At 43.8% G+C, this 20,242-nt stretch carries 18 protein-coding genes; 13 read left to right on the top strand and 5 right to left on the bottom strand.

Going from position 1 to position 20,242, the window contains the following annotated elements; all coding sequences use genetic code 11:
* Nucleotides 1-84: 84 nt before the first annotated feature.
* Nucleotides 85-756: a peptidoglycan DD-metalloendopeptidase family protein gene (locus tag ACYVAA_RS09640; RefSeq protein WP_460540970.1), complete on the bottom strand. Its 672-nt coding sequence runs from the start codon at nt 754-756 to the stop codon at nt 85-87.
* Nucleotides 757-815: 59 nt separating this feature from the next.
* Here ACYVAA_RS09640 and ACYVAA_RS09635 point away from each other — a divergent pair, with 59 nt between their 5' ends.
* Nucleotides 816-1,772 carry a pyridoxal-phosphate dependent enzyme gene (locus tag ACYVAA_RS09635; protein ID WP_460540968.1) on the top strand — a complete coding sequence of 319 codons (957 nt, stop codon included), beginning with the start codon at nt 816-818 and terminating at the stop codon, nt 1,770-1,772.
* A gap of 39 nt (nt 1,773-1,811) precedes the next feature.
* Here the strand turns inward: ACYVAA_RS09635 and ACYVAA_RS09630 are convergent, their stop codons facing one another.
* The 3 genes from ACYVAA_RS09630 to ACYVAA_RS09620 all read right to left on the bottom strand — a co-directional run bounded on the left by ACYVAA_RS09630 (nt 1,812) and on the right by ACYVAA_RS09620 (nt 4,686).
* On the bottom strand, nt 1,812-2,957 hold the full coding sequence (locus ACYVAA_RS09630; RefSeq protein ID WP_460540966.1) for a cysteine desulfurase family protein: 1,146 nt from the start codon (nt 2,955-2,957) through the stop codon (nt 1,812-1,814).
* Between the two features lie 33 nt (nt 2,958-2,990).
* Nucleotides 2,991-4,382, bottom strand: coding sequence for a phosphohexomutase domain-containing protein (gene glmM / locus ACYVAA_RS09625; protein WP_460540964.1), 1,392 nt, complete (start codon nt 4,380-4,382; stop codon nt 2,991-2,993).
* A 73-nt stretch (nt 4,383-4,455) separates the two neighbouring features.
* Nucleotides 4,456-4,686 (bottom strand): hypothetical protein, encoded by a 231-nt coding sequence (locus ACYVAA_RS09620; RefSeq protein ID WP_460540962.1) that lies wholly within the window; start codon nt 4,684-4,686, stop codon nt 4,456-4,458.
* A gap of 73 nt (nt 4,687-4,759) precedes the next feature.
* On the opposite strand from ACYVAA_RS09620, the gene mazG reads away from it, so the two are divergent.
* Together mazG and ACYVAA_RS09610 are read left to right on the top strand one after the other, a co-directional pair.
* Complete coding sequence (gene mazG, locus ACYVAA_RS09615; RefSeq protein ID WP_460540960.1) at nt 4,760-5,560, top strand: nucleoside triphosphate pyrophosphohydrolase; 801 nt, start codon at nt 4,760-4,762, stop codon at nt 5,558-5,560.
* 131 nt (nt 5,561-5,691) lie between these two features.
* Complete coding sequence (locus ACYVAA_RS09610) at nt 5,692-7,470, top strand: chloride channel protein (protein WP_460540958.1); 1,779 nt, start codon at nt 5,692-5,694, stop codon at nt 7,468-7,470.
* Nucleotides 7,471-8,073: 603 nt separating this feature from the next.
* Here the strand turns inward: ACYVAA_RS09610 and ACYVAA_RS09605 are convergent.
* Nucleotides 8,074-8,544 carry a Fur family transcriptional regulator gene (locus tag ACYVAA_RS09605; RefSeq protein WP_460540956.1) on the bottom strand — a complete coding sequence of 157 codons (471 nt, stop codon included), beginning with the start codon at nt 8,542-8,544 and terminating at the stop codon, nt 8,074-8,076.
* Between the two features lie 311 nt (nt 8,545-8,855).
* On the opposite strand from ACYVAA_RS09605, the gene ACYVAA_RS09600 reads away from it, so the two are divergent.
* From ACYVAA_RS09600 to ACYVAA_RS09555, 10 genes are all read left to right on the top strand, one after another.
* Nucleotides 8,856-10,019 carry an aspartyl protease family protein gene (locus ACYVAA_RS09600; protein ID WP_460540954.1) on the top strand — a complete coding sequence of 388 codons (1,164 nt, stop codon included), beginning with the start codon at nt 8,856-8,858 and terminating at the stop codon, nt 10,017-10,019.
* A gap of 62 nt (nt 10,020-10,081) precedes the next feature.
* On the top strand, nt 10,082-13,414 hold the full coding sequence (locus ACYVAA_RS09595) for a PAS domain-containing protein (protein WP_460540952.1): 3,333 nt from the start codon (nt 10,082-10,084) through the stop codon (nt 13,412-13,414).
* A gap of 183 nt (nt 13,415-13,597) precedes the next feature.
* The gene (locus tag ACYVAA_RS09590) at nt 13,598-14,188 is read left to right on the top strand and encodes a LemA family protein (RefSeq protein ID WP_460540950.1); all 591 of its coding nucleotides are present in this window, start codon (nt 13,598-13,600) and stop codon (nt 14,186-14,188) included.
* A gap of 52 nt (nt 14,189-14,240) precedes the next feature.
* Complete coding sequence (locus tag ACYVAA_RS09585; RefSeq protein WP_460540948.1) at nt 14,241-14,675, top strand: TPM domain-containing protein; 435 nt, start codon at nt 14,241-14,243, stop codon at nt 14,673-14,675.
* Between the two features lies 1 nt (nt 14,676).
* A complete protein-coding gene (locus tag ACYVAA_RS09580) occupies nt 14,677-15,480 on the top strand; it encodes a TPM domain-containing protein (RefSeq protein ID WP_460540946.1) in 804 nt (267 codons plus the stop codon).
* 105 nt (nt 15,481-15,585) lie between these two features.
* Nucleotides 15,586-16,101 (top strand): GNAT family N-acetyltransferase, encoded by a 516-nt coding sequence (locus ACYVAA_RS09575; protein ID WP_460540944.1) that lies wholly within the window; start codon nt 15,586-15,588, stop codon nt 16,099-16,101.
* 1,027 nt (nt 16,102-17,128) lie between these two features.
* Nucleotides 17,129-17,647, top strand: coding sequence for a hypothetical protein (locus ACYVAA_RS09570; RefSeq protein ID WP_460540942.1), 519 nt, complete (start codon nt 17,129-17,131; stop codon nt 17,645-17,647).
* Between the two features lie 105 nt (nt 17,648-17,752).
* Nucleotides 17,753-18,724 carry an alpha/beta fold hydrolase gene (locus tag ACYVAA_RS09565; protein ID WP_460540940.1) on the top strand — a complete coding sequence of 324 codons (972 nt, stop codon included), beginning with the start codon at nt 17,753-17,755 and terminating at the stop codon, nt 18,722-18,724.
* A 285-nt stretch (nt 18,725-19,009) separates the two neighbouring features.
* Entirely contained in the window at nt 19,010-19,342 is a 333-nt protein-coding gene (locus ACYVAA_RS09560) for a cupin domain-containing protein (protein ID WP_460540938.1), read from the top strand.
* Nucleotides 19,343-19,390: 48 nt separating this feature from the next.
* Nucleotides 19,391-19,900, top strand: coding sequence for a VOC family protein (locus ACYVAA_RS09555; RefSeq protein WP_460540936.1), 510 nt, complete (start codon nt 19,391-19,393; stop codon nt 19,898-19,900).
* Nucleotides 19,901-20,242 lie beyond the last annotated feature (342 nt).

Raw genomic sequence — 20,242 nt, 5'->3', positions numbered from 1 at the left:
GCCTTTGGCAGTATTCTAAAATTTTTGGATTATTGGCTAGTATTTTTGCTTAATTGAGTGCCTTTAAGGACGAAATATTTGCCCTCATTGAATTATCAAAGAAGGATCTGGGCAATTTTCCTGGTATTTTTTCAGGTCTTTTGCAGAGCAGACTCCCGGGTAATCCCCGAACTTTCCTTCCATATCGCCGATCAACTGAAAGTGGAGGTGTGGTGGCCAGTCTCCATTTTCGGGAAAGGGGCCTACATGACAAAAAACCTGTCCTGCGGAAACCTGCTGGCCTATCTCCAGTCCTACAAGATCAGAGCGTTTCAAATGTCCATATAAGCTATGGAAGGTTTCTCCTTTGAGCTGATGCTCCAGAATGATGACCGGACCATAGTTGCCAAAGCTTCCATTGTCCTGAAAACTGTGGATTTTGCCATCCAAAGGAGCATAAATAGGATGGTGTGCGTTGGTCCAGATGTCCACTCCCAAATGGATGTTGCGGAAGTCAGCTTCTGATGTCCCAAATACCTCACTTCGCTGATAGATGGCGCGGTGTTCCAAATATCCTCCTATGCCATAGGGTTTTTCTGAGGCCTCCAAAAGGGCAAAAACATAGTCGTTGAATTTGCCGGTGTCGGATAAATCAATGAGGGATAAATTGGTATTATCGGTAGTAAAATCTAAAGGAAACGTGTTTTGAATGGTTAATTCCACTCCCATAATAGGGTGAAAAACCCTGTTTTTTAGTAATTCTACCAGTTTTTTCATCTTGGATATTTTGGTGAAAGATAAAAATTATTACGTTCAAAATGTTAACTTTATACTACATGCATAAATTTAGATTTCCACAACTGATCGATATTGAGCAGGCTCACCAACGGATCATTGCTTATATCCATAAGACGCCCATGCTGACCTGTGAGACCATCAATGAGATGGCCGGATGTCAACTGTATTTCAAATGTGAGAATTTTCAGAAGGTAGGAGCTTTCAAGGCCCGTGGTGCTACCAATGCCATATTGAAATTGCCGCCCGAGCTCAAAGAAAACGGTGTGGCTACCCATAGCAGTGGAAACCATGCTGCAGCCTTGGCGCTTGCGGCCAGGGAAACAGGTACCAAAGCCTATATTGTGATGCCCTCCAATGCTTCAGCAATTAAAAAGGAAGCCGTAAAGTGCTATGGGGGTGAGATCATAGAATGTGAACCCAACCTGAAGGCCAGGGAAAATACCTTGGATAAAGTGGTAAAGGAAACGGGAGCAGCCTTTATTCCTCCCTATGATTATATGGATGTGATAGAGGGGCAGGCCACCTGTGCTATGGAAATGTGGAGTGAGCGCATTCCGTTTGATGCGATCATGGCTCCCGTAGGCGGTGGAGGCTTGTTGGCGGGTACTGCATTGACGACCCATTATATTTCTCCCAGAACCTTGATTTACGGTGGGGAGCCAAAAGGAGCGGATGATGCTTCCCGCAGCTTGAAGGCTAACCAGATCATTCCCATGGAAAAGCCAAAGAGCATTGCTGATGGACTATTGACCTCTTTGGGTCAAAGGAACTTTATCGCCATCTCCAAATACGTCAAGGATATTTTTACTGTTTCCGAAGAGGAAATCGTTGATGCCATGCGTTTGATTTTTGAACGGATGAAATTGGTAGTGGAGCCCAGCAGTGCCGTTGCTTTAGCGGCTGTATTGGCCAACAAACGTGTTTTTGAGAACAAGAAAGTAGGACTGATCCTTTCTGGAGGGAATGTGGATGTCAGTAAATTGCCTTTTAAATAAAAAAAAACCGGCCAAAGACCGGTTTATCACTGTTTCACTTTATCCCGCGATGACGCTATAAAGTTCCTTTAATTTTTCTATGGTATAATCAACTTCTTCCTGAGTGTTGAACCTGCTAAAGGAGAACCTCACGGAATCTCTTTCCGCCTGTACATTTAAGGCTCTCAGTACATGGGAGCCTACAGTGGCACCACTACTACAGGCTGATCCCCCGGAAGCAGAAATACCTGCTAAGTCCAGATTGAACAGTAGCATGCCGCTGTTTTCTTCTGAGGGTGGCAAGCTTACGTTTAGCACGGTGTACAGGCTTTGGTCCATGTCCGCAGATAGGCCGTTAAATTCCACACCTGGGACTGCTTCCTTAAGTTTTTCGATAAAGCGGCTTTTTAAACGCTCCACAAACTTTTGGTGTTCGGCCATTTCAGCATAGGCCAGTTCCAAAGCTTTGGCAATACCGACAATGCCATAGACGTTTTCCGTGCCACCGCGCATGCTTCTTTCTTGCGCTCCTCCATAGATAAACGGCCGGATTTTATTTTTCTTGTTCAAATAAAGAAATCCTGAACCTTTGGGGCCATGAAATTTATGGCCACCAGCGACTATGGCATCCACCGGCAAGGTTTTCAAATCATGGATATAATGTCCCATCGTCTGAACCGTATCAGAATGGAAGAACACTTCGTTTTCCTTGCAGATTTCCCCTATAGCGGCAATATCATTAATATTACCGATTTCGTTATTGGCATGCATGATGGAGACCAGTGATTTAGGGTGTTTTTCAACCCACTTTGTCAACTGCTCCTGATCGATTCGTCCACGGGAATCTATTTGGACATAATCCAGCTTGATGTACCCACGCTTTTCACATTCCTGTAAGGTGTGGAGCACTGCGTGGTGTTCCAAGGAGGAAGTAAGGGCATGTTTAATTCCAAAGCTTTCAATGGCGCACACCAAAGCGGTATTGTCCGCTTCGGTACCTCCGGAGGTAAAGAAGATTTCCCCCGGTGAAGCATTGAGCAGCTCAGCCACTTTCTTTCGCGAACGTTCGATGGCAGTGCGGACCTCTCTCCCATGCGAGTGAACAGAAGAGGGATTGCCATAGTGCCCTGTCATATAGGGCAGCATGGCTTCCAGCACCTTTTCGTCCAATGCTGTAGTAGCTGCATTATCCAAATAAACTTTCATTCTCTCTAATATATGGGTTGGGTAAGCTAATCTTTATTTTGTCGCTGTGATGACTTCTTTGATATCGAGTATCAATTTGTTGGCAAGATGCTCTGCCGTTGCTTGGGTTTCTGATTCCGAGTAGATACGGATAATCGGCTCAGTATTGGATTTTCTAAGGTGTACCCATTCCTTGCCAAATTCGATCTTGACACCATCGATATCATTGATGGGCTGTTTGCTGTATTTTCTGCTGATTTCATCCAAGATGGCATCCACATCAATTTCAGGGGTCAGCTCTATTTTGTTTTTGGAAATATAATAGTTGGGGTAAGAGGCTCTCAATCGGCTGGCCGGTTTGCCAAAATGCGCCAAATGGGTCAGGAACAAGCCTATGCCCACCAATGCATCTCTTCCGTAGTGGGATTCCGGATAGATCACTCCGCCGTTACCTTCTCCACCGATGATGGCCTTACTTTCCTTCATTTTGTTCACCACATTGACTTCTCCCACTGCAGCGGCGCTATAGGTACCTTTGTGCTTCTCCGTGACATCACGAAGGGCTCTGGTAGAGCTAAGGTTGGAGACCGTATTGCCAGGAGTCTTTGACAATACGTAGTCTGCTACGGCCACCAAAGTATATTCCTCGCCAAAAGCAGTGCCGTCCTCCGTCAGGAAGGCCAGTCTGTCCACGTCCGGATCCACTACAATACCCAAATCAAATTTACCATTATTGAGTTTTCCGGATATATCCCGGAGATTTTCCGGCAAGGGCTCTGGATTATGGGGAAAGTGGCCATTAGGCTCACAGAACATTTCCTCTACCTGCTCCACACCCAATGCTTTTAGCAATTTAGGAAGGGCAATGCCACCGGTAGAATTGACACAGTCGATAACAATTCTGAAATTCCTAGAAGCAATGGCTTCTTTATCTACCAATGGCAGAGAGAGCACATGCTCAATGTGTCGGTCGATATAATCGTCTACTAAAGTGTAGCCTCCCAGTTTTTTTACTTCAGCAAAGTGGAAATCCTCTTTTTCTGCTTTTTCCAGGACTTCTTTGCCATCCTGATCAGAGATGAATTCTCCCTCGGCATTTAAGAGTTTTAAGGCGTTCCATTGGGCAGGGTTATGGCTGGCAGTAAGGATAATACCCCCGCCTGCTTTTTCTAACGGAACCGCAAATTCCACTGTCGGGGTGGTGCTCAGTCCCAAGTCGATCACATGAATGCCCAGGCCCTGAAGGGTGGCGGTAACCAATTTGGAAACCATGTCCCCGGAAATCCTCGCATCCCTTCCGATGACAATCTTGGGGTTGTTGGTTTTTTCTAATATCCATGCACCGTAGGCTGATGTGAATTTTACCACATCCAATGGAGTCAATCCCTCACCTGCTTTTCCTCCGATAGTACCTCGTATACCGGAAATAGACTTGATTAATGCCACTTTGAAAGAGTTTAGTTCGATGTAAAGAAAAAAATCCCATGTCCGATGATAGGCACACAGGAAATGTTGGAGATTACTTGAATTTGGCCATGACTTTATTCACTTCGGAATCAGGATTGCCGCATTCGGATCCGTCATCCACTTTCTTGCCACAATAGCTACAGGTTTCCCCCTCTTTGTTCAGGTAAGGGTTCTGTGAAGCACAGGTACCTTTGAATTGGCCATTTTTCAAGAATATAAGCCTTACGGACATCATGATGAAAAACAGGGCCAAAAAACCCAAAGTCAAATATAGAGTTGTCATATCCAATTAATTTGCACAAATTTACGTAATACTTTGAAAACGTCCACACAATCCGAATAGTTTCCCTTCCTCCATGTCTGAATTATCTAGCCGAAAACAACAACTGGAAGCCTTTGACCGCCTGCTGACCATAATGGACGAGCTGCGTGAACAGTGTCCTTGGGATCGGAAGCAGACCATGGAAACCTTACGGCACTTGACCATTGAAGAGACTTTTGAGTTGTCGGATGCCATATTGGACAATGACCTGATGGAGGTCAAAAAGGAACTGGGAGATATCCTGCTGCATATTGTGTTTTATGCGAAGATAGGGTCGGAGAAAAAGGTGTTTGATATTGCAGAGGTGATCAATAGCCTCTGTGAAAAGCTGGTTCGTCGCCATCCACATATTTATGGGGATACCCAGGCCAATGACGAAGAGACTGTCAAGAGAAACTGGGAAAAGATCAAGTTACAGGAAAAAGGAAACCAAAGTGTATTGGGTGGGGTGCCCCGCTCCTTGCCTGCATTGATCAAGGCGATGAGGATACAGGAAAAGGCAAGGGGAGTAGGTTTTGATTGGGAAGAAAAAAGCCAGGTATGGGAGAAAGTGGAGGAAGAGATGCAGGAGTTTAAATCCGAATTCAACGCGGTCGACCAACAAGAAATCGATAGGGAAAAAGCGACCGGGGAGTTTGGCGATCTGCTCTTTTCCCTGATCAACTATGCCCGCTTTATTGATATTAATCCCGAAGAAGCCCTCGAAAAGACCAACAGAAAGTTTATTTACCGGTTTAAATACCTGGAAGAAGCGGCCCGAAAGTCGGGAAAAAAAATCGAGGAAATGAGTTTGGCGGAAATGGACGTTTACTGGAATGAAGCCAAAAACCGTTAAGGGTAGGTTATTTATTTGTGAACATGCTCCGTTAGAAAATAATAAATTTTTACTTTTGCCTTTAATTGTCGGAAACATAGCCAAATAACCTGAATTTCAAGAAATATTTTGATTAACAAGAACTTTCCGTTTTGGCAAAAACAGATATTATTACCCGGTTTTTAATCTGGAGGCTCAAACACATCAGCACTAAGAATTTTGTCTTGATCCTTAGTGGGGTTATCGGTATTCTTACGGGAATCGCCGCAGTCGTGCTCAAGGAGTCGGTGCACTTCATACAACACTGGTTGATCGAGGGATTTCAAATCGAGTACGCCAACTTTTTCTTTATCCTTTATCCCTTGGTCGGGATATTATTGACTTATGTCGTAGGGAAATACATCGTCAAGGATTATGGCGGTCACGGTATTCCTGAAATACTCTACAATATTTCCAAAAAGAACAGCTTGATTCCTCGGGTGAAGAGCTTTAGCAGGGTGATCACCTCCTGTTTGACAGTGGGGCTGGGAGGTTCTGTAGGGCTGGAGGCGCCGATTGTGGTGACGGGCTCAGCCATTGGTTCCAATTCCGGGGTGCTCATGCACCTGAATGCCAAGAAAAGGAACATTTTGATTGGATGTGGAGCGGCAGGAGGGATTTCCGCAATCTTTGGATCTCCCATCGGTGGGGTGATTTTTGCGATAGAGGTAATCTTATTGGAAGTAAATGTAGGTTCCTTTATCCCGCTCCTGATCGCCTCGGTGATGGGATCGCTGACGACCATGGTCCTGATCGGCAACGATGTGATCTTTTCATTTGACATCAGGGACGAGTTCATTGCAGCCCATACGCCCTATTATTTATTGTTGGGATTGATCACCGGTCTGGTATCGGTATACTTTAACCGCTCGGTGCTGAAAACAGAAAGCATGCTGGAGCGGTTTACCAATCCTTGGTTGAAGATATTGTGCGGTGGTGCCCTGTTGGGTTTGATCATTTTCTTCCTTCCCCCAATATATGGCGAGGGGTACAATATCCTCAATTCGCTGATCTCTGGAGATGTGGATGATCTTTTAAACCGGAGCCCTTTCTTTTCAGAAGTCAATAATCCTTATTTTATTCTGGTTTACCTTCTTTTTATCATTTTTGCCAAGCCTATAGCTGCGGCCCTTACCATTGGAAGTGGTGGTAGTGGAGGGATCTTTGCCCCCTCTTTATTTGTAGGGGGGATTACAGGTTTTCTTTTCGCCTATGCCAGCAATTTCTTTGGCCTCTATATTCCTCTTCCTGTGGCGCACTTTACCTTGGTGGCCATGTGCGGGGTGATGAGTGGGGTACAGCATGCTCCTTTGTCGGCAATATTCCTGATTGCCGAGGTGACCGGGGGCTATGAGCTTTTTGTACCGCTGATGTTGGTGTCGGCCATTTCCATGGCTTCCGCCAGTTACTTCGATAAAAACTCCCTTTACAAAAGCCAGTTGGTGGAGCAGGGGAAACATCTTCCGGAAACAAAGGATGAAGCAGTGCTTGACCTGATTGATATCCGAAGGATTATGGAAAAAGATCTATTGCCCATTCATCCGGATGCGCTTTTAAAAGACTTATGCGGATTGGTGAAGCTCTCTAAAAGGAATATTTTCCCCGTGGTGGATGAAAAGGGAACACTTAATGGGATCATTACTTTGGACGATATCCGGGACATTATGTTTGATAAAGAAAAACAGGACGAAACACAAATCCGCAAACTCATGCACAGTCCTCCGGATACCATACAGCCCTCGGAAGGGATGCGGGAGGTGATGGACAAATTTGAGCGTTCTGGCGCTTGGAACCTACCCGTGGTGGACAACGGCAGGTATTTGGGTTTTATCAGTAAATCCCGCATCTTTAATGCGTACAGGACCCGGCTGATCAGGCAACATCAGGAGTAGGACGACTGCCTTAGAATTATCTTTGGTTGCGCAGGTTATCCACTTTCATAAATAGGTATTATTTTCAGAAAAAATTCATTTACAGCACTTTATCCACAAAATCGTGTTTTTTTATAAGTTTATAAGTAATTGTATTTCAGTGAGTTATGTAGTTATTAATAGGTAGTGTGGATAAGTGTGGATAGATGTGGATAAAAAAATAGTGTCATTTTTGACCTCTTTTTTATTCCATAAATGTACGTTTTTTGTATTTGGTTTTTCTGGTTCTGGCAGATAATGAGGGGTGAAAAAAATGAAATTCAGAATAAAATATGTTTTGGGTTTTTTGCCTGCTGTAAGGGTTTAGGAATTAAGCTTTCTGTCTACTTCAACTTGAAATTTGATTTCCCATTAATTTGTAAGCATAATGGGTTTCACTAGTCCCCCAGATAAGGGCATAACTTTTCATTCCGAGAAGATAGGTGTCCTCCCCAAAATGTCCACGAGGAATTATTTAGCCTACTTTTCCAAAGGGAAAGCAACTAGCGGGCAGGAGCTGAGGAATAAAATAATTGAAGCGCCTACTTCTAAGTACAAGGGATAAGGGATCTTTGATCGATTGATCTAAACGAGCTTGAGGTTTTTGCAATCCGGGATTTGGCAATCCCCATAAAGAACCAATGAATGGCTGGTAATGGCAGAAGAGAACTCTTTGCCCATAGCTTCTTTGATGGCGTTGATCCTTTCGTCTGAAAATTCACGGATTTTCCTGCACTGGTTACAGACGTGGTGGTCGTGGTGCTTATAGGTCAGTGCCTGCTCATAAAGGGCTACTTTGTCCTTGAACTGGTGCTTTACTGCCAGCCCACATTCTACCAAAAGGTCAAGTGTATTATAAATGGTCGCGCGGCTGATGGAATAGCCTTTGTTTCTCATCAGTAGGAAAAGCCCTTCCACGTCAATATGCTCATCCTGAGGAAGTGCATACAACTCATCTATTACAGAAAACCTTTCAGGGGTTTTTCTGCTCCCATGCCTCAATAAAAAATTTTCGAAAATCTTTTTTGCCTTTTCTACGATAGATTTTTCCGCCATAACTTCCATTACTAAAAAATAAAGATGCAGGTTTTTTTAGATTTTATCAAACTACAATCCCCTTCTCTAGTTCTTGCCAGCTTATTTGCTTTCAGTCTAAATTAGTTTAAGCTCCAGGCAGATGAAAAGGGCTTTGACTTTTAGACAGATAACCTTTAGGCTGCTGCTAGTCCCGACTGCCCGAGAGTTTTTATTTTAATAAGATAATATTAAATTGTTTGAGTATGATCCCGAGAAAATTTTTCTTGTTGCTTTTTATTTTATTCCACATTGGGGCTAGCACCAGTAGCGCTCAAGTTCCTGGATTTTACATGAAGGAAGACAAAAAAAAGGTGAACATTCCTTTTCTCAACCACAATAACCTTATTATAGTGCCTGTGTCCATAAATGGAGGTGCAGAACTTAATTTTCTGATCGATACAGGAGTGAAATCCAACATCCTGTTCAGTAAAAGTATTGGGGATGAGCTCGGATTATATTACACACGGACACTGAATCTGATGGGCGCAGATGGAAAAACAGTGCTGACAGCCTCGGTTTCTCCCAACAATTACTTTGATCTGGGCATGGTGGAAGGCACCATTCAGGCAGTTTTGGTACTTGAAGAGGATTTTTTGGAACTGGAAAAGGTGATCGGAGTCCCTGTACATGGGATAATAGGGTACGAGTTTTTTAAGTACAATCCGGTGAAGATAAATTACGATGCAGATATCATGACTTTTTACAGGCCTGACCGCCTTGATAAAAAGCCTTTTGGTTATAGAGGTATTGAGTTGGAATTTCATAATTACAAACCCTATGTCAGCAGCACCATCCGGCAAATTGACGGTCCTGAAATCGAGGGCAAGTTACTTATTGATACCGGCGCCAATCATGCGCTGCTTCTTAACCGGGAGACCTCTGAGGAGATCACCCTCCCCCCAAAGTATATTGAGACGGACTTAGGGCGATCTTTGGGTGGAGATCTCTATGGCTTTGCCGGAAGGGTGGACAGGTACCTGTTGGGGAAACTGAAGTTTCGGAACGTACTCACCTCGTATCCCGAAGAAACAGAGTTTTCTTCCATTATCATTGAATCCGGCCGCTTGGGCAGCTTGGGCTCTGAGATACTTTCTAAGATGCAGTTGATCATCGATTATACGAGGGAGCAATTGTATTTTAAGAAAGGAGGGGATTTTCATCAGCCCTTCCATTATGATATGAGCGGCATAAAGGTCAGGATGAGCAGCGTGGAGGATAGGAGGTTTTATATCAGCAGTGTACAAAAAGATTCCCCTGCATCCAAAGAGGGATTAAAAGCAGGAGACGAGATTCTTGGTATCAATTTACTTCCGGCAGTTTATTGGAAATTAGGAGAAATTAATGATCTTTTACGTTCGGAAGAGGGGCGTGAAATTTTGATTACGATCCGAAGGAACGTGAAGGGCGGCTCTGTTGAACTGGACAAGACCATAGTTTTGGAGAAGCAGCTATAAATTTTCCGATTTATTAAAAAATGTAAGTATATTACCTCTGTAAGGTCATTTAAATTTTCCAAATGATCCAAGAAACTGCTGTAAATATTAACTATTCTCTAATAACTTTTAAGAAGCGGGGCGCCAATTATGAGTTGCTTTTCGCCGGGGAAGCGTTGTTGGAAAAGTTGGGTCCGCTCACTATCGAAAGCTTCGCGCAATTATTTCCTACCTTAGGCAGTGATCCCTTAATTGTAATCGTGAAGTCCTTATTAAGGCAAGAAAAGCTACGGACCTTTATGGTACTCAAGGATAATTATTTTATCAAGGTATCCATAGAGGGGAATGTCATCCATCAGGAATTTGAGGACAGCTGCTTGGTCAACGCCCTGATCGTAACCAAACCTATCACCAAAGATTTCAGGCAAGAATGGCTGTTGGATAAGGATAGAGGACAGCTCTATTTTTATGAGGGTGAAAGGCATTTTGGTCCTGCTGGAATCACTGATTTGGCAAATTACCTTTCCCAACAGTTTTCCAAACGTTCCAAAAAAGAGTACCTCAAATTCATAGAAAAGGAAAACGAGGGCCTGTTGTCCCTTGGCAATGGATGGTCTTTGGGAAAAGAAATTGTCCCGCCGGGAAACTTTTATTGGCTACGGATCAGGGGAATTAGGGAGTTGTACGAAACTTCCCAGGAAATCAGGCAAAAGATGGAGGCCATCATTAAGGAGACTCCAAATGCGGTTTTCCTACAATTCAGTCCAGTAGAAAGGAATCTTGAGTGTTTTGGGGATTTAGAATCGTTATTGGGATATACCCCTGAAGAATGGGAGGAGAGCGGATTTTTGGATTGGGAGGGCTTGGTGCATCCCAATGACATGAATGTACTCAGCAGTCCAAAGCGCCAGCCCAGAAAAGCGGGTGTTCCGGTTTATTCCTATTACCGGATTCGCCAGAAGAGCGGAAATTACATCTATGTACAAGAAACCACGCGGTTTTTTGAGGAAACGATTTCTGGACAAAAAATCTATTTCAGGTATATTGAGGACGTTTCCCATATGAGGGAGTTTACCAAAGATTTTCCCTCCGAGATCGATAAAGTAGTTCCCAATTTGATGCCTTGTTTTATGTATATCTTCGAGAGGGAGGACGATGGGAACCAAAAAATAGTATTTGTCAGTGAGGGTATTAAAGAACTTTTTGGGGTAGATGCTGCCACTTTTTTGGAGGAGCAAGCTTCCTTCGAAAATTATATCCATCCGGAAGATTTAAGGGAGATCAAACAGAGGAACACTGTTAATCAGGAAGCTGGACAATTAGTGGAGGATTATTTTAGAATCTATACCCTAAGGGGAAAAGAAAAATGGATGTATTCCAGGTCCAGCCCTCTTCGAAAGTCAGAGGGAAAGGACCTGTGGGCAGGCTATATTTTAGACATTTCCCTGACCATGGAGGTGGAAGAGACCAACCGAAAACATTTTAAACAGCTAAAATCCATCTACGATAGCAGCCCCCTGGCCATTATCAATTTTGACCATAAAGGAATAGTCCAGAGTGTCAATAAGACCCTGCTAAAGAAAATCGATGCGAAAAGTCCCAGCCAGGTAGTAGGTAAAAGCATTACCACATTTTCTTCCGATGAAGGGGTGGTAAATGCCTTCAAGGAAGCCTTCCGTTCCGGAAAGGGAGAATATGAGGGACCCTGTACCACGGATTTTAACCATAAGCATTTTTATGTAAGGCTCACCGTGGAGGAGATGGAACATGTGGAAGGTTATCAGGCTCTTTTTGAAGATATTACCGAAAAGGAGTATACCCAGCTGATCATGAATAATGTGGCCGAGATTTCTACCCGGTACAGTGATAAGGAGTTTTTCAATGAGCTGGTCAAGTTATTGACCAATAAATTGGATATGGAAATGTGTATGATCGGGGAATACCTCCCCGAGGAAGATGTGGTGGAAACCATTTCAGTGGCCAAAAGAGGTGTCATCATGTCGAATATCACCTATCCGCTGGAAAATACCCCCTGTCAAAAAGCAGTGGCCAAAGACCAGAATGATATGGTCATCCATTGTGAAAGAGTTTGTGAGCTCTACCCTGAGGATGATATACTCAAGGACATGGGAATCGAATCGTACTGCTCCACGGGCATCAATGATAAGTCCGGGAAAAAAATAGGGATTCTGCTGCTCCTGGACACCAAGCCCATCCGAAACCCCAAAGGAATCAAGGACATTATTACGGTTTTGGGAGACCGGGTAGGGGCAGACCTTCAGCGGATCAAAAATGAAGAAAAGCTGATAGAGTCCCAACAGCTGTACAAAAGCATAGCGGAAAACTTTCCCAAAGGGACCGTGGATGTCCTGGACCGCAAGTACCAACATGTCTATGCGGATGGCAGTGAATACAAAAACATGGGTATAGATCCGCAGGAACTTATAGGGCTCAATTACCTGGGGAGGTATGATTTAGCTACTGCGATCAAGGCAAAAGGAGAGCTGCAAAGGGTATTTCAAGGGGAAACAGTCCTTTACGAAATCTACTTTAAGGATCAGCATTACATGAAGATAGGCGTACCGCTTACGGATGATGAGGGAAGGGTAGAGCGGATATTGCTGGTGACACAAAATATCACAGAAGCGAAAAAGGCAGAAGTGGAGCGGGAAAAACTCATCAAAGACCTTTCCAGCCACAACGATGAGCTTCAAAGATTTGCTTATATCGTATCCCATAACCTCCGGGCCCCTATTGTGAACATCACCTCGCTTTTGGATCTTTTGGATGAAGAGGAAATCAGCAGCCCCGAAAACCAAGAAGTCATTGATAACCTTAAGACTTCAGTGTCTATCCTGAATGCCACACTTAGTGACCTGATAGAAGTGGTCTCTATCCGAAAACAAAAAATCATCAAAGTGGAGGAGGTGTTTTTCCATAGTTTGTTGAACAATATCGAGAAGAGCCTGTTCAAGCAGCTTAAGGAAGCGAAGGTCATCATCCACCGGGATTTTCAGGTCCGATCTATTAATTATGTCTACAGCCATTTAGAAAACTTTTTGTTGAATTTTGTGACCAATGCCATTAAGTACAGCGATCCAGACAGGATCCCAGAAATTTGGGTCGGCACCGAAGAGGCTGGGGCCAACTGCCTACTGACTTTTAGGGACAATGGAATTGGCATCGATTTGGAAAAATACGGAAACCGTATCTTTGGCCTTTACCAAAGGTTTCATTCCCACGTCGAAGGAAAAGGACTGGGGCTTTATTTGGTCAGGGAACAGATACGTTCTTTGGACGGAGATATCGAGGTAGAAAGCGAGTTGGATAAGGGAACTACCTTTAAAGTGAAGATGAAACGTCTTTCTTTACCGGCTAAGAAACAGGATAATGACGATGCGGTGTACAATATCTAAGTTATTTTTCTCAACCATTCAGGGGCTTTTACGTCATATTATCTAAATTCGAATATCCTATTCGTCGCAATCGATGAAATCTGTCGGATTTTGCCCCAGCTCCCACTGTTGGAGGGATGCAGGTGAAGTCAAGAAGGTTTTCAGTTCGACTGGTAGTGATTTCTTTAAATTAATTAAATACACATGAAAAAAGCGATTATTCCGATTCTTATCATTGTAGTGGTGGGTATTTTTGTCTATACCAAAGCGGTAGGTACCTACAACCAGTTTGTGCAGACAGAGGAGAACATCAATGGCCAATGGGCCGAAGTGGAAACCCAATACCAACGCCGGGCTGACCTGATTCCTAACTTGGTCAATACCGTAAAAGGTTATGCGGATTTCGAAAAAGAAACCCTCGAAGGGGTGATCAATGCCCGGGCCAAGGCCACTTCCATCAACCTGAACGCCGATGAGCTTACCCCGGAGAAAATAGCCCAGTTTCAGCAAGCCCAGGATCAGCTGAGCGGGAGTCTGAGCAGGCTACTGGTGGCCGTGGAGCGTTATCCTGACCTTAAGGCCAACCAGAACTTCCTGGACCTGCAGGCCCAACTGGAAGGTACCGAAAACCGCATTGCGGTGGCCAGAAGAAACTTTAACCAATCGGTGCAGGCCTATAATTCCAACCTCAGGACCTTCCCCAACAATATCTTTGCGGGATGGTATGATTTTGACAAAAAGGGCTATTTCGAAGCCACTGAAGGAGCTGAGACTGCTCCGAGCGTAGAATTCTAAATGTGAACATTTTGCCCGGCACCTGTCGGGCAATTTTATAAAATTACAGGCCATGGCCGAAAAGTTATTTAGCAAAACAGAAAAAGAGCAAATCGTCGCTGCCATCAAAGCAGCAGAACTGGAAACCTCTGGAGAAATTCAGGTGCACCTGGAAAGCCATTGCAAAGGGGATGTCCTGGACAGGGCCGCCGATGTCTTTGCCATGCTGAAGATGCACAAGACCAAACTCCGCAACGGGGTTCTTTTTTACCTGGCAGTGGAGGACCATAAATTTGCCATCCTCGGCGATGGTGGCATCAACGCCGTGGTCCCAAAGGATTTTTGGGAAAGCATCAAAGAAAAAATGGTGATGCATTTTAAGGCCGGCCAATTTACTGCGGGACTGATCGAAGGAATACAGATGTCCGGCAAGGCCCTGAAAGAACACTTCCCCTACGATGCTGACAGTGACGAAAATGAACTCTCCGATGAAATCTCTTTTGGATAACATGCTGATTAAAAAAACCTTTTTCTTTGCCCTTTTTCTTCTTATTTGCCAGGCTTTGTCCGCTCAGGGGGATTTCCCCGAGCGTCCCAATCCCCCCAAACTGGTCAATGACTTCACCAATACCCTTTCCGGAACAGAACAAAATGCCTTGGAAAGGAAGCTGGAGGCCTATAATGACAGTACGTCCACGCAGATTGCGGTGGTGCTGATGGGCTCGGTGGGGCAGTATGATATCTCGGATTATGCCTTTCAGCTGGGAGAAAACTGGGGGATCGGCCAGGAGGGCAAGGACAATGGACTGCTGATTTTGGCGGCCATGAACGACCGTAAGGTGTTTATCGCCACCGGTTATGGGATGGAAGGCGCGGTTCCCGATGCCCTTGCCCGGCGTATCGTGGACAATGTCATTGTGCCGGCCTTTAAGCGGGAGGCCTACTATGAGGGCCTGGACCAGGCAACCAACATGGTCATCAAGCTCGCTTCCGGGGAGTACGATGCCGAGGACGTGGAGAAAAAGGGGCATAGCGGAAGGGCCATTTTCTTTCTTCTGTTCTTCATTTTCATCTTTGTGATCCTGCCGCTGTTGAGAAACCGCAACGATAACGACAACCATATGGGTGGCCGCGGCGGTGGAGTGGACCTCTTTACCTCTTTGATGCTGATGAACCTGCTGGGCGGGGGCAGAAGAAGCGGTGGCGGCTTTGGCAATTTCTCCGGTGGTGGAGGAAGCTTTGGCGGTGGCGGTGGCTTCGGCGGTTTTGGAGGCGGCAGCTTCGGCGGCGGCGGTGCCGGAGGCAGCTGGTAAGGGATAAGGAGGGTTGAAATCAATGCTTCTGATATGTTGGCCGAATATGTCCGGATTTTCTGGGGATAAAAAATGGCTGCAAGCTGAAAAAAGTACACGGGATAAATGAAAATCAGAAAAGTAAATCTTCAAGATATTGAAAAGTTAAAGGATATCGGAAAGCGGACTTTTGCCGAAACTTTTTCTTCCGAAAACAGCGAAGAAGATATGGTAGAATATCTGGAAAACGGATTTTCGACCGAAAAATTGACAGCGGAATTGAACGACCAAAGTTCGGAATTTTACTTTGCAGAATTTGAAGGAAAAACGATCGGGTATTTAAAAGTAAATACTGGACAATCCCAAACCGAAATAAAAGACAAAAACGCGCTCGAAATTGAACGGATTTACGTGCTAAAAGAGTTTCACGGAAAAAAAGTCGGACAAATGCTTTATGAAAAAGCGATTGAATTGGCGAAAGAAAAAGACGTGGAATATGTTTGGTTGGGAGTCTGGGAACAAAATCCAAGAGCCATCCGATTTTATGAAAAAAATGGATTTGTTGCCTTCGACAAACACATTTTCAAACTTGGAAATGACGAACAAACGGACATAATGATGAAATTAAAACTACACAGATAAAAGCGAACAGCCACTATCCAAGCAAGCTGTCAGCCGGAACAGGCCAGCTTTTATGGCGGGCAAGTACTGAATGCTGTGTTCAAGGAAGTGATTCAATAGCCTTTCCAATGTTGGTCTGGCTTTTTTTCATAGCTTAAACTGTTAAAATTGGGGATAAGGCTTACTTAGGCAGTTCCGGCCAATCATGCCGGAAAAAGAGGTAAGCTGCCCAGATCTGTTGGTCTGCCATAAATAAATTGAATTACTGAACAGGACATAACTGTCGGCTGGAGGCCAGGCATGAAATAGTACGGCGCAAAGATGTCCGGCCAGCACGCGAAAAGACACCGATACATTGATAGAATATCCTAAAGAAATAAAATTTAAATACAGTTGGAGAAAATACCTTCACCTGCGGAAATAACATTCAAATTGTCGAAAATCTGTAAGTTAAAACTGCCCCCGTAACCAAGCCTGCTGAAGTTGGAACAGCCCCAGCCCTTCTCGGCGGGTAAGTCTTTAATGCCGTGTTGAACAAATTGATAAAGCGATAACCCTGGGGAAAGCTTTTTCCCCTTTTGGTGTTTACTCTAGAAAGACGGTGTAAATAAGCTCAATTCACAAACACACTACTTTTAAAAATTCCAAATGTCCAAGTACTTCCGAAATTTTTGAAAGCGTTGTTTTCCGTGGCAATGCAGAACTAATATCGAGTCTATAGTAGTAATCTATACAATACCCGATGATTTGTATACATCCCTGCTATCTGATGCAGTCTAATTCAGTAGATTATTTAAACCCGAAATATTCATTAGCTTATCTATTACGGACTGATCCGCCGCGGCGGATAAAATCAGTCGCTTTGCTTCTGTTTTCGACTTCACCATAGCGGTGCTATGCCTCAGTCTCCAAACAGCCTGATTTTGTTGCATTTTCAGCCCTTCCCGACAGTAGTCGGGACAGGCTACTACGATCGCTAATGAATAATCCGGGTTAAAAACAAGGTGGGAAAAACTCCTATGGAATACCGAAACCTAAACTAATCAGCATGGAATTTATACAGCATATTATCAATTGGGCTAAAGGCGAAATTCAAGAAGCAGTAATAATGGGATCCGTTGGGTTAATGATAGTTGTTTCGGCATTATTGTTCTGGAAGTTTGGTAACACACCCAATGCAAAAGCAATGGTATGGCCACTTTTAACCGTAGGTCTCATCCCCTTGATAATGAGCTTTTCGGGAGTTTATAGCAATAAAACCCGGATAGTTGAATACACTAAGCAATTTAATGTCAATCCAAAAGCCTTCATAGCATCAAAGAAAAAGAGAGTGGAAGGCTTTGATGAGATTTTTAAGTACTCTTATCCGGCGGCTATCATTATGGTAATTGGTGGAGCCATCTTGTTTTTTGTTTTTAATTCACCTCATTGGAAAGCCATTAGTTTATCACTAATGTTACTGGGGCTGATGGTATATTTTATTGACTATTTTGCAGCCGAAAGAGCGGAAAAATACCTGGAGCAAATAAATAAATCAATAGAAGTATTCAAGCCAAAAGAAGTGTAATTTCGATTATCAGGTCATGATTTAATTTTTTGCCCCTACTGACATAGGGCTGTCACAGGGCGGCTTTACGTTTGTAATATATCCAATAGTAAAACAATAAAAGGAATGACAAACGAAAGGAACAAGCGACCTGATCATATGGGGTTTCCCAAACCCATCATGATTTCGGTCAACGGAGTGGAACTCGAAGTAGTTGAAGCGGGAAAACAAAATGTAGGCAAGCCCATTGTCCTCTGTCATGGTTTTCCGGAACATGCCTTTTCTTGGCGTTATCAGATCCCGGCTCTTGTCAAAGCGGGTTACCATGTCATTGTCCCCAACCAAAGAGGTTATGGCAACTCATCTCGTCCGGCCGAAGTAACAGATTATGATATTGAGCACCTAACGGGTGACCTGGTGGCATTACTCGACCATTATGGATATCAAGATGCTACTTTTGTAGGCCATGATTGGGGGGCGAATGTGGTTTGGAATCTTGCCTTATTGCATCCAGAGCGGGTAAATAAAGTCATAAACTTGGCTTTACCCTATCAGGAGAGAGGAGAGAAGCCTTGGATAGAGGTGATGGAGGAGGTCTTCGGTGAGGACTTTTATTTTGTTCATTTTAACAGACAACCGGGAGTGGCAGCTGCGGTATTGGATGGAAACGTAGCTCGTTTTCTGCGTAATCTGTTCCGGAAAGACGTACCTCCTGCACCGCCAGCCCCGGGAATGCTGCTGATGAACCTCTCGCTAGCAGATAAAGCACCTGGTGAGTCCATTATGAATGAACAGGAACTGTCCGTTTTCGTCTCCGCATTCGAATCTTCAGGGTTTACAGGGGCGATAAATTGGTACAGAAACCTTGACCGCAATTGGCATTTATTGGCAGACGTGAAGCCAATGATCCAGCAGCCGACATTGATGATCTATGGTGACCGGGATGTGATTCCGAAGTCCCAAACCTTAAATGAGTTCGCCCCAAATTTGGATGTGGTCAACTTGGATTGTGGCCATTGGATCCAGCAGGAAAAGCCAGCGCAAACCAATCAAGCCATTATAAAATGGTTGGAAGAACAGGAAGCTGAAAATTTATAAGTATACTGCGATTGGACCAGCCCAGGTCTTTTTGGAGGGAATGCGGGAAATCCAATGACTTACCGCGTCCCTTGTATATATTAAAAGAGGTACCTTGTTAATTGTTATTTTCACTTAGGGTTTGCAGCTTGGTCAGTATTTCCGGTTTTAATAGGCTTTAGTATTCTATATTAGGCAGACTTTGAAAACTATAAATGAACCTAAAATAAATATGGAACAAAGCAAAACCATACAGCCCCAATTGTCTTGACAGTAGGCGAGTGGCGGGAGTACAATTGTGGGACGATGAAAGCAATTTTCAAAGCAGACGAAGATGAAACTGCCGGAAAATACAGTATTTCGGAGTGGTGGTTAGAGCCAAACGCTGATGGTCCAGGTGCATACCAGCACGAAGATAATGATGAAGTTTTTTATGTGCTTGAAGGTGAGGTTTCAATATTGATTGGCACAGAATGGGTTAATGCTAAAAAGGGAGCATTTATTAGAATTCCTTCAAAAACTATTCGCGACTTTAAAAACCAAACTGAGCAGAAAGTAGGACTGCTTAATTTTTTCATTCCAGGAGGATTTGAACGGAATATGCCGGAAACCGTAAGATGGTTTGAAGAATACAGTTGAACTTAAAAAGTTGACACGAGTTATAAGAGTTACAAACCCCAAGAACTGATGAAAGAAATAAACTACCCTAAATCCTTTTCCCATATTGGGATTACCGTTCCAGATATCAAGAAAGCTGTTGACTTTTATCAAGATGTCATGGGATGGTATGTTATCATGCCTCCTTCAACGGTAAAAAAAGAAAGAGAAACGGCCATTGGGCAGATGTGCATTGATGTATTTGGAGAAGGCTGGGAAGAATTTGAGATTGCCCATATGTCCACCTCAGATGGAATTGGAATTGAATTATTTTCTTTTCCCCATGGAATAAAGGAATCCCCTGAGTTCAACCCTTTCAACACGGGACTGTTCCATTTTTGCGTACAAGATCCGGATATTGAAAATCTCACCAAAAAAATAGTAGAGGCAGGAGGAAAGCAGAGAATGCCAATAAGAGAATACTACCCCAATGAAAAGCCCTATAAAATGGTCTATGTGGAAGATCCTTTCGGAATAGTATTTGAAATTTATACCCATAGTTATGAATTAACCTACTCTTCCGGAGCATATCAGAAATGAAAAATGCTGTATGAAAGCAATCATAAATAGTGGTAGCTGAGAAGGAAGTGATTGGAGCAAAAAGTAGAGGTTATGAATAGGGGCAATTTCCGAAGGAGAATGCTGAGGCATAAATAATTGGGCAGATATAGCCCATATAGATAAAACGAACTGAAGCATAACGCCACAGGAAAATCGGCAAAAGTAGCGGCCTCATTTTATATGGTAGTTTTAGTAGTGGAAGTATAGCAGGTAACTAAATCACCCTTTTTCCCACCGCTAAGTATTTGCTGATTAATTGCCAAAGAAAATCCATAGCTGACAAGCCAGTCGAAATTTAATTTCGTTTCTGGTTTGTCGATG

This window comes from Echinicola sediminis (assembly GCF_054777495.1).
The sequence above is the reverse complement of the archived record's forward strand: the minus strand, read 5'-3'. Positions and strand labels throughout refer to the sequence as shown.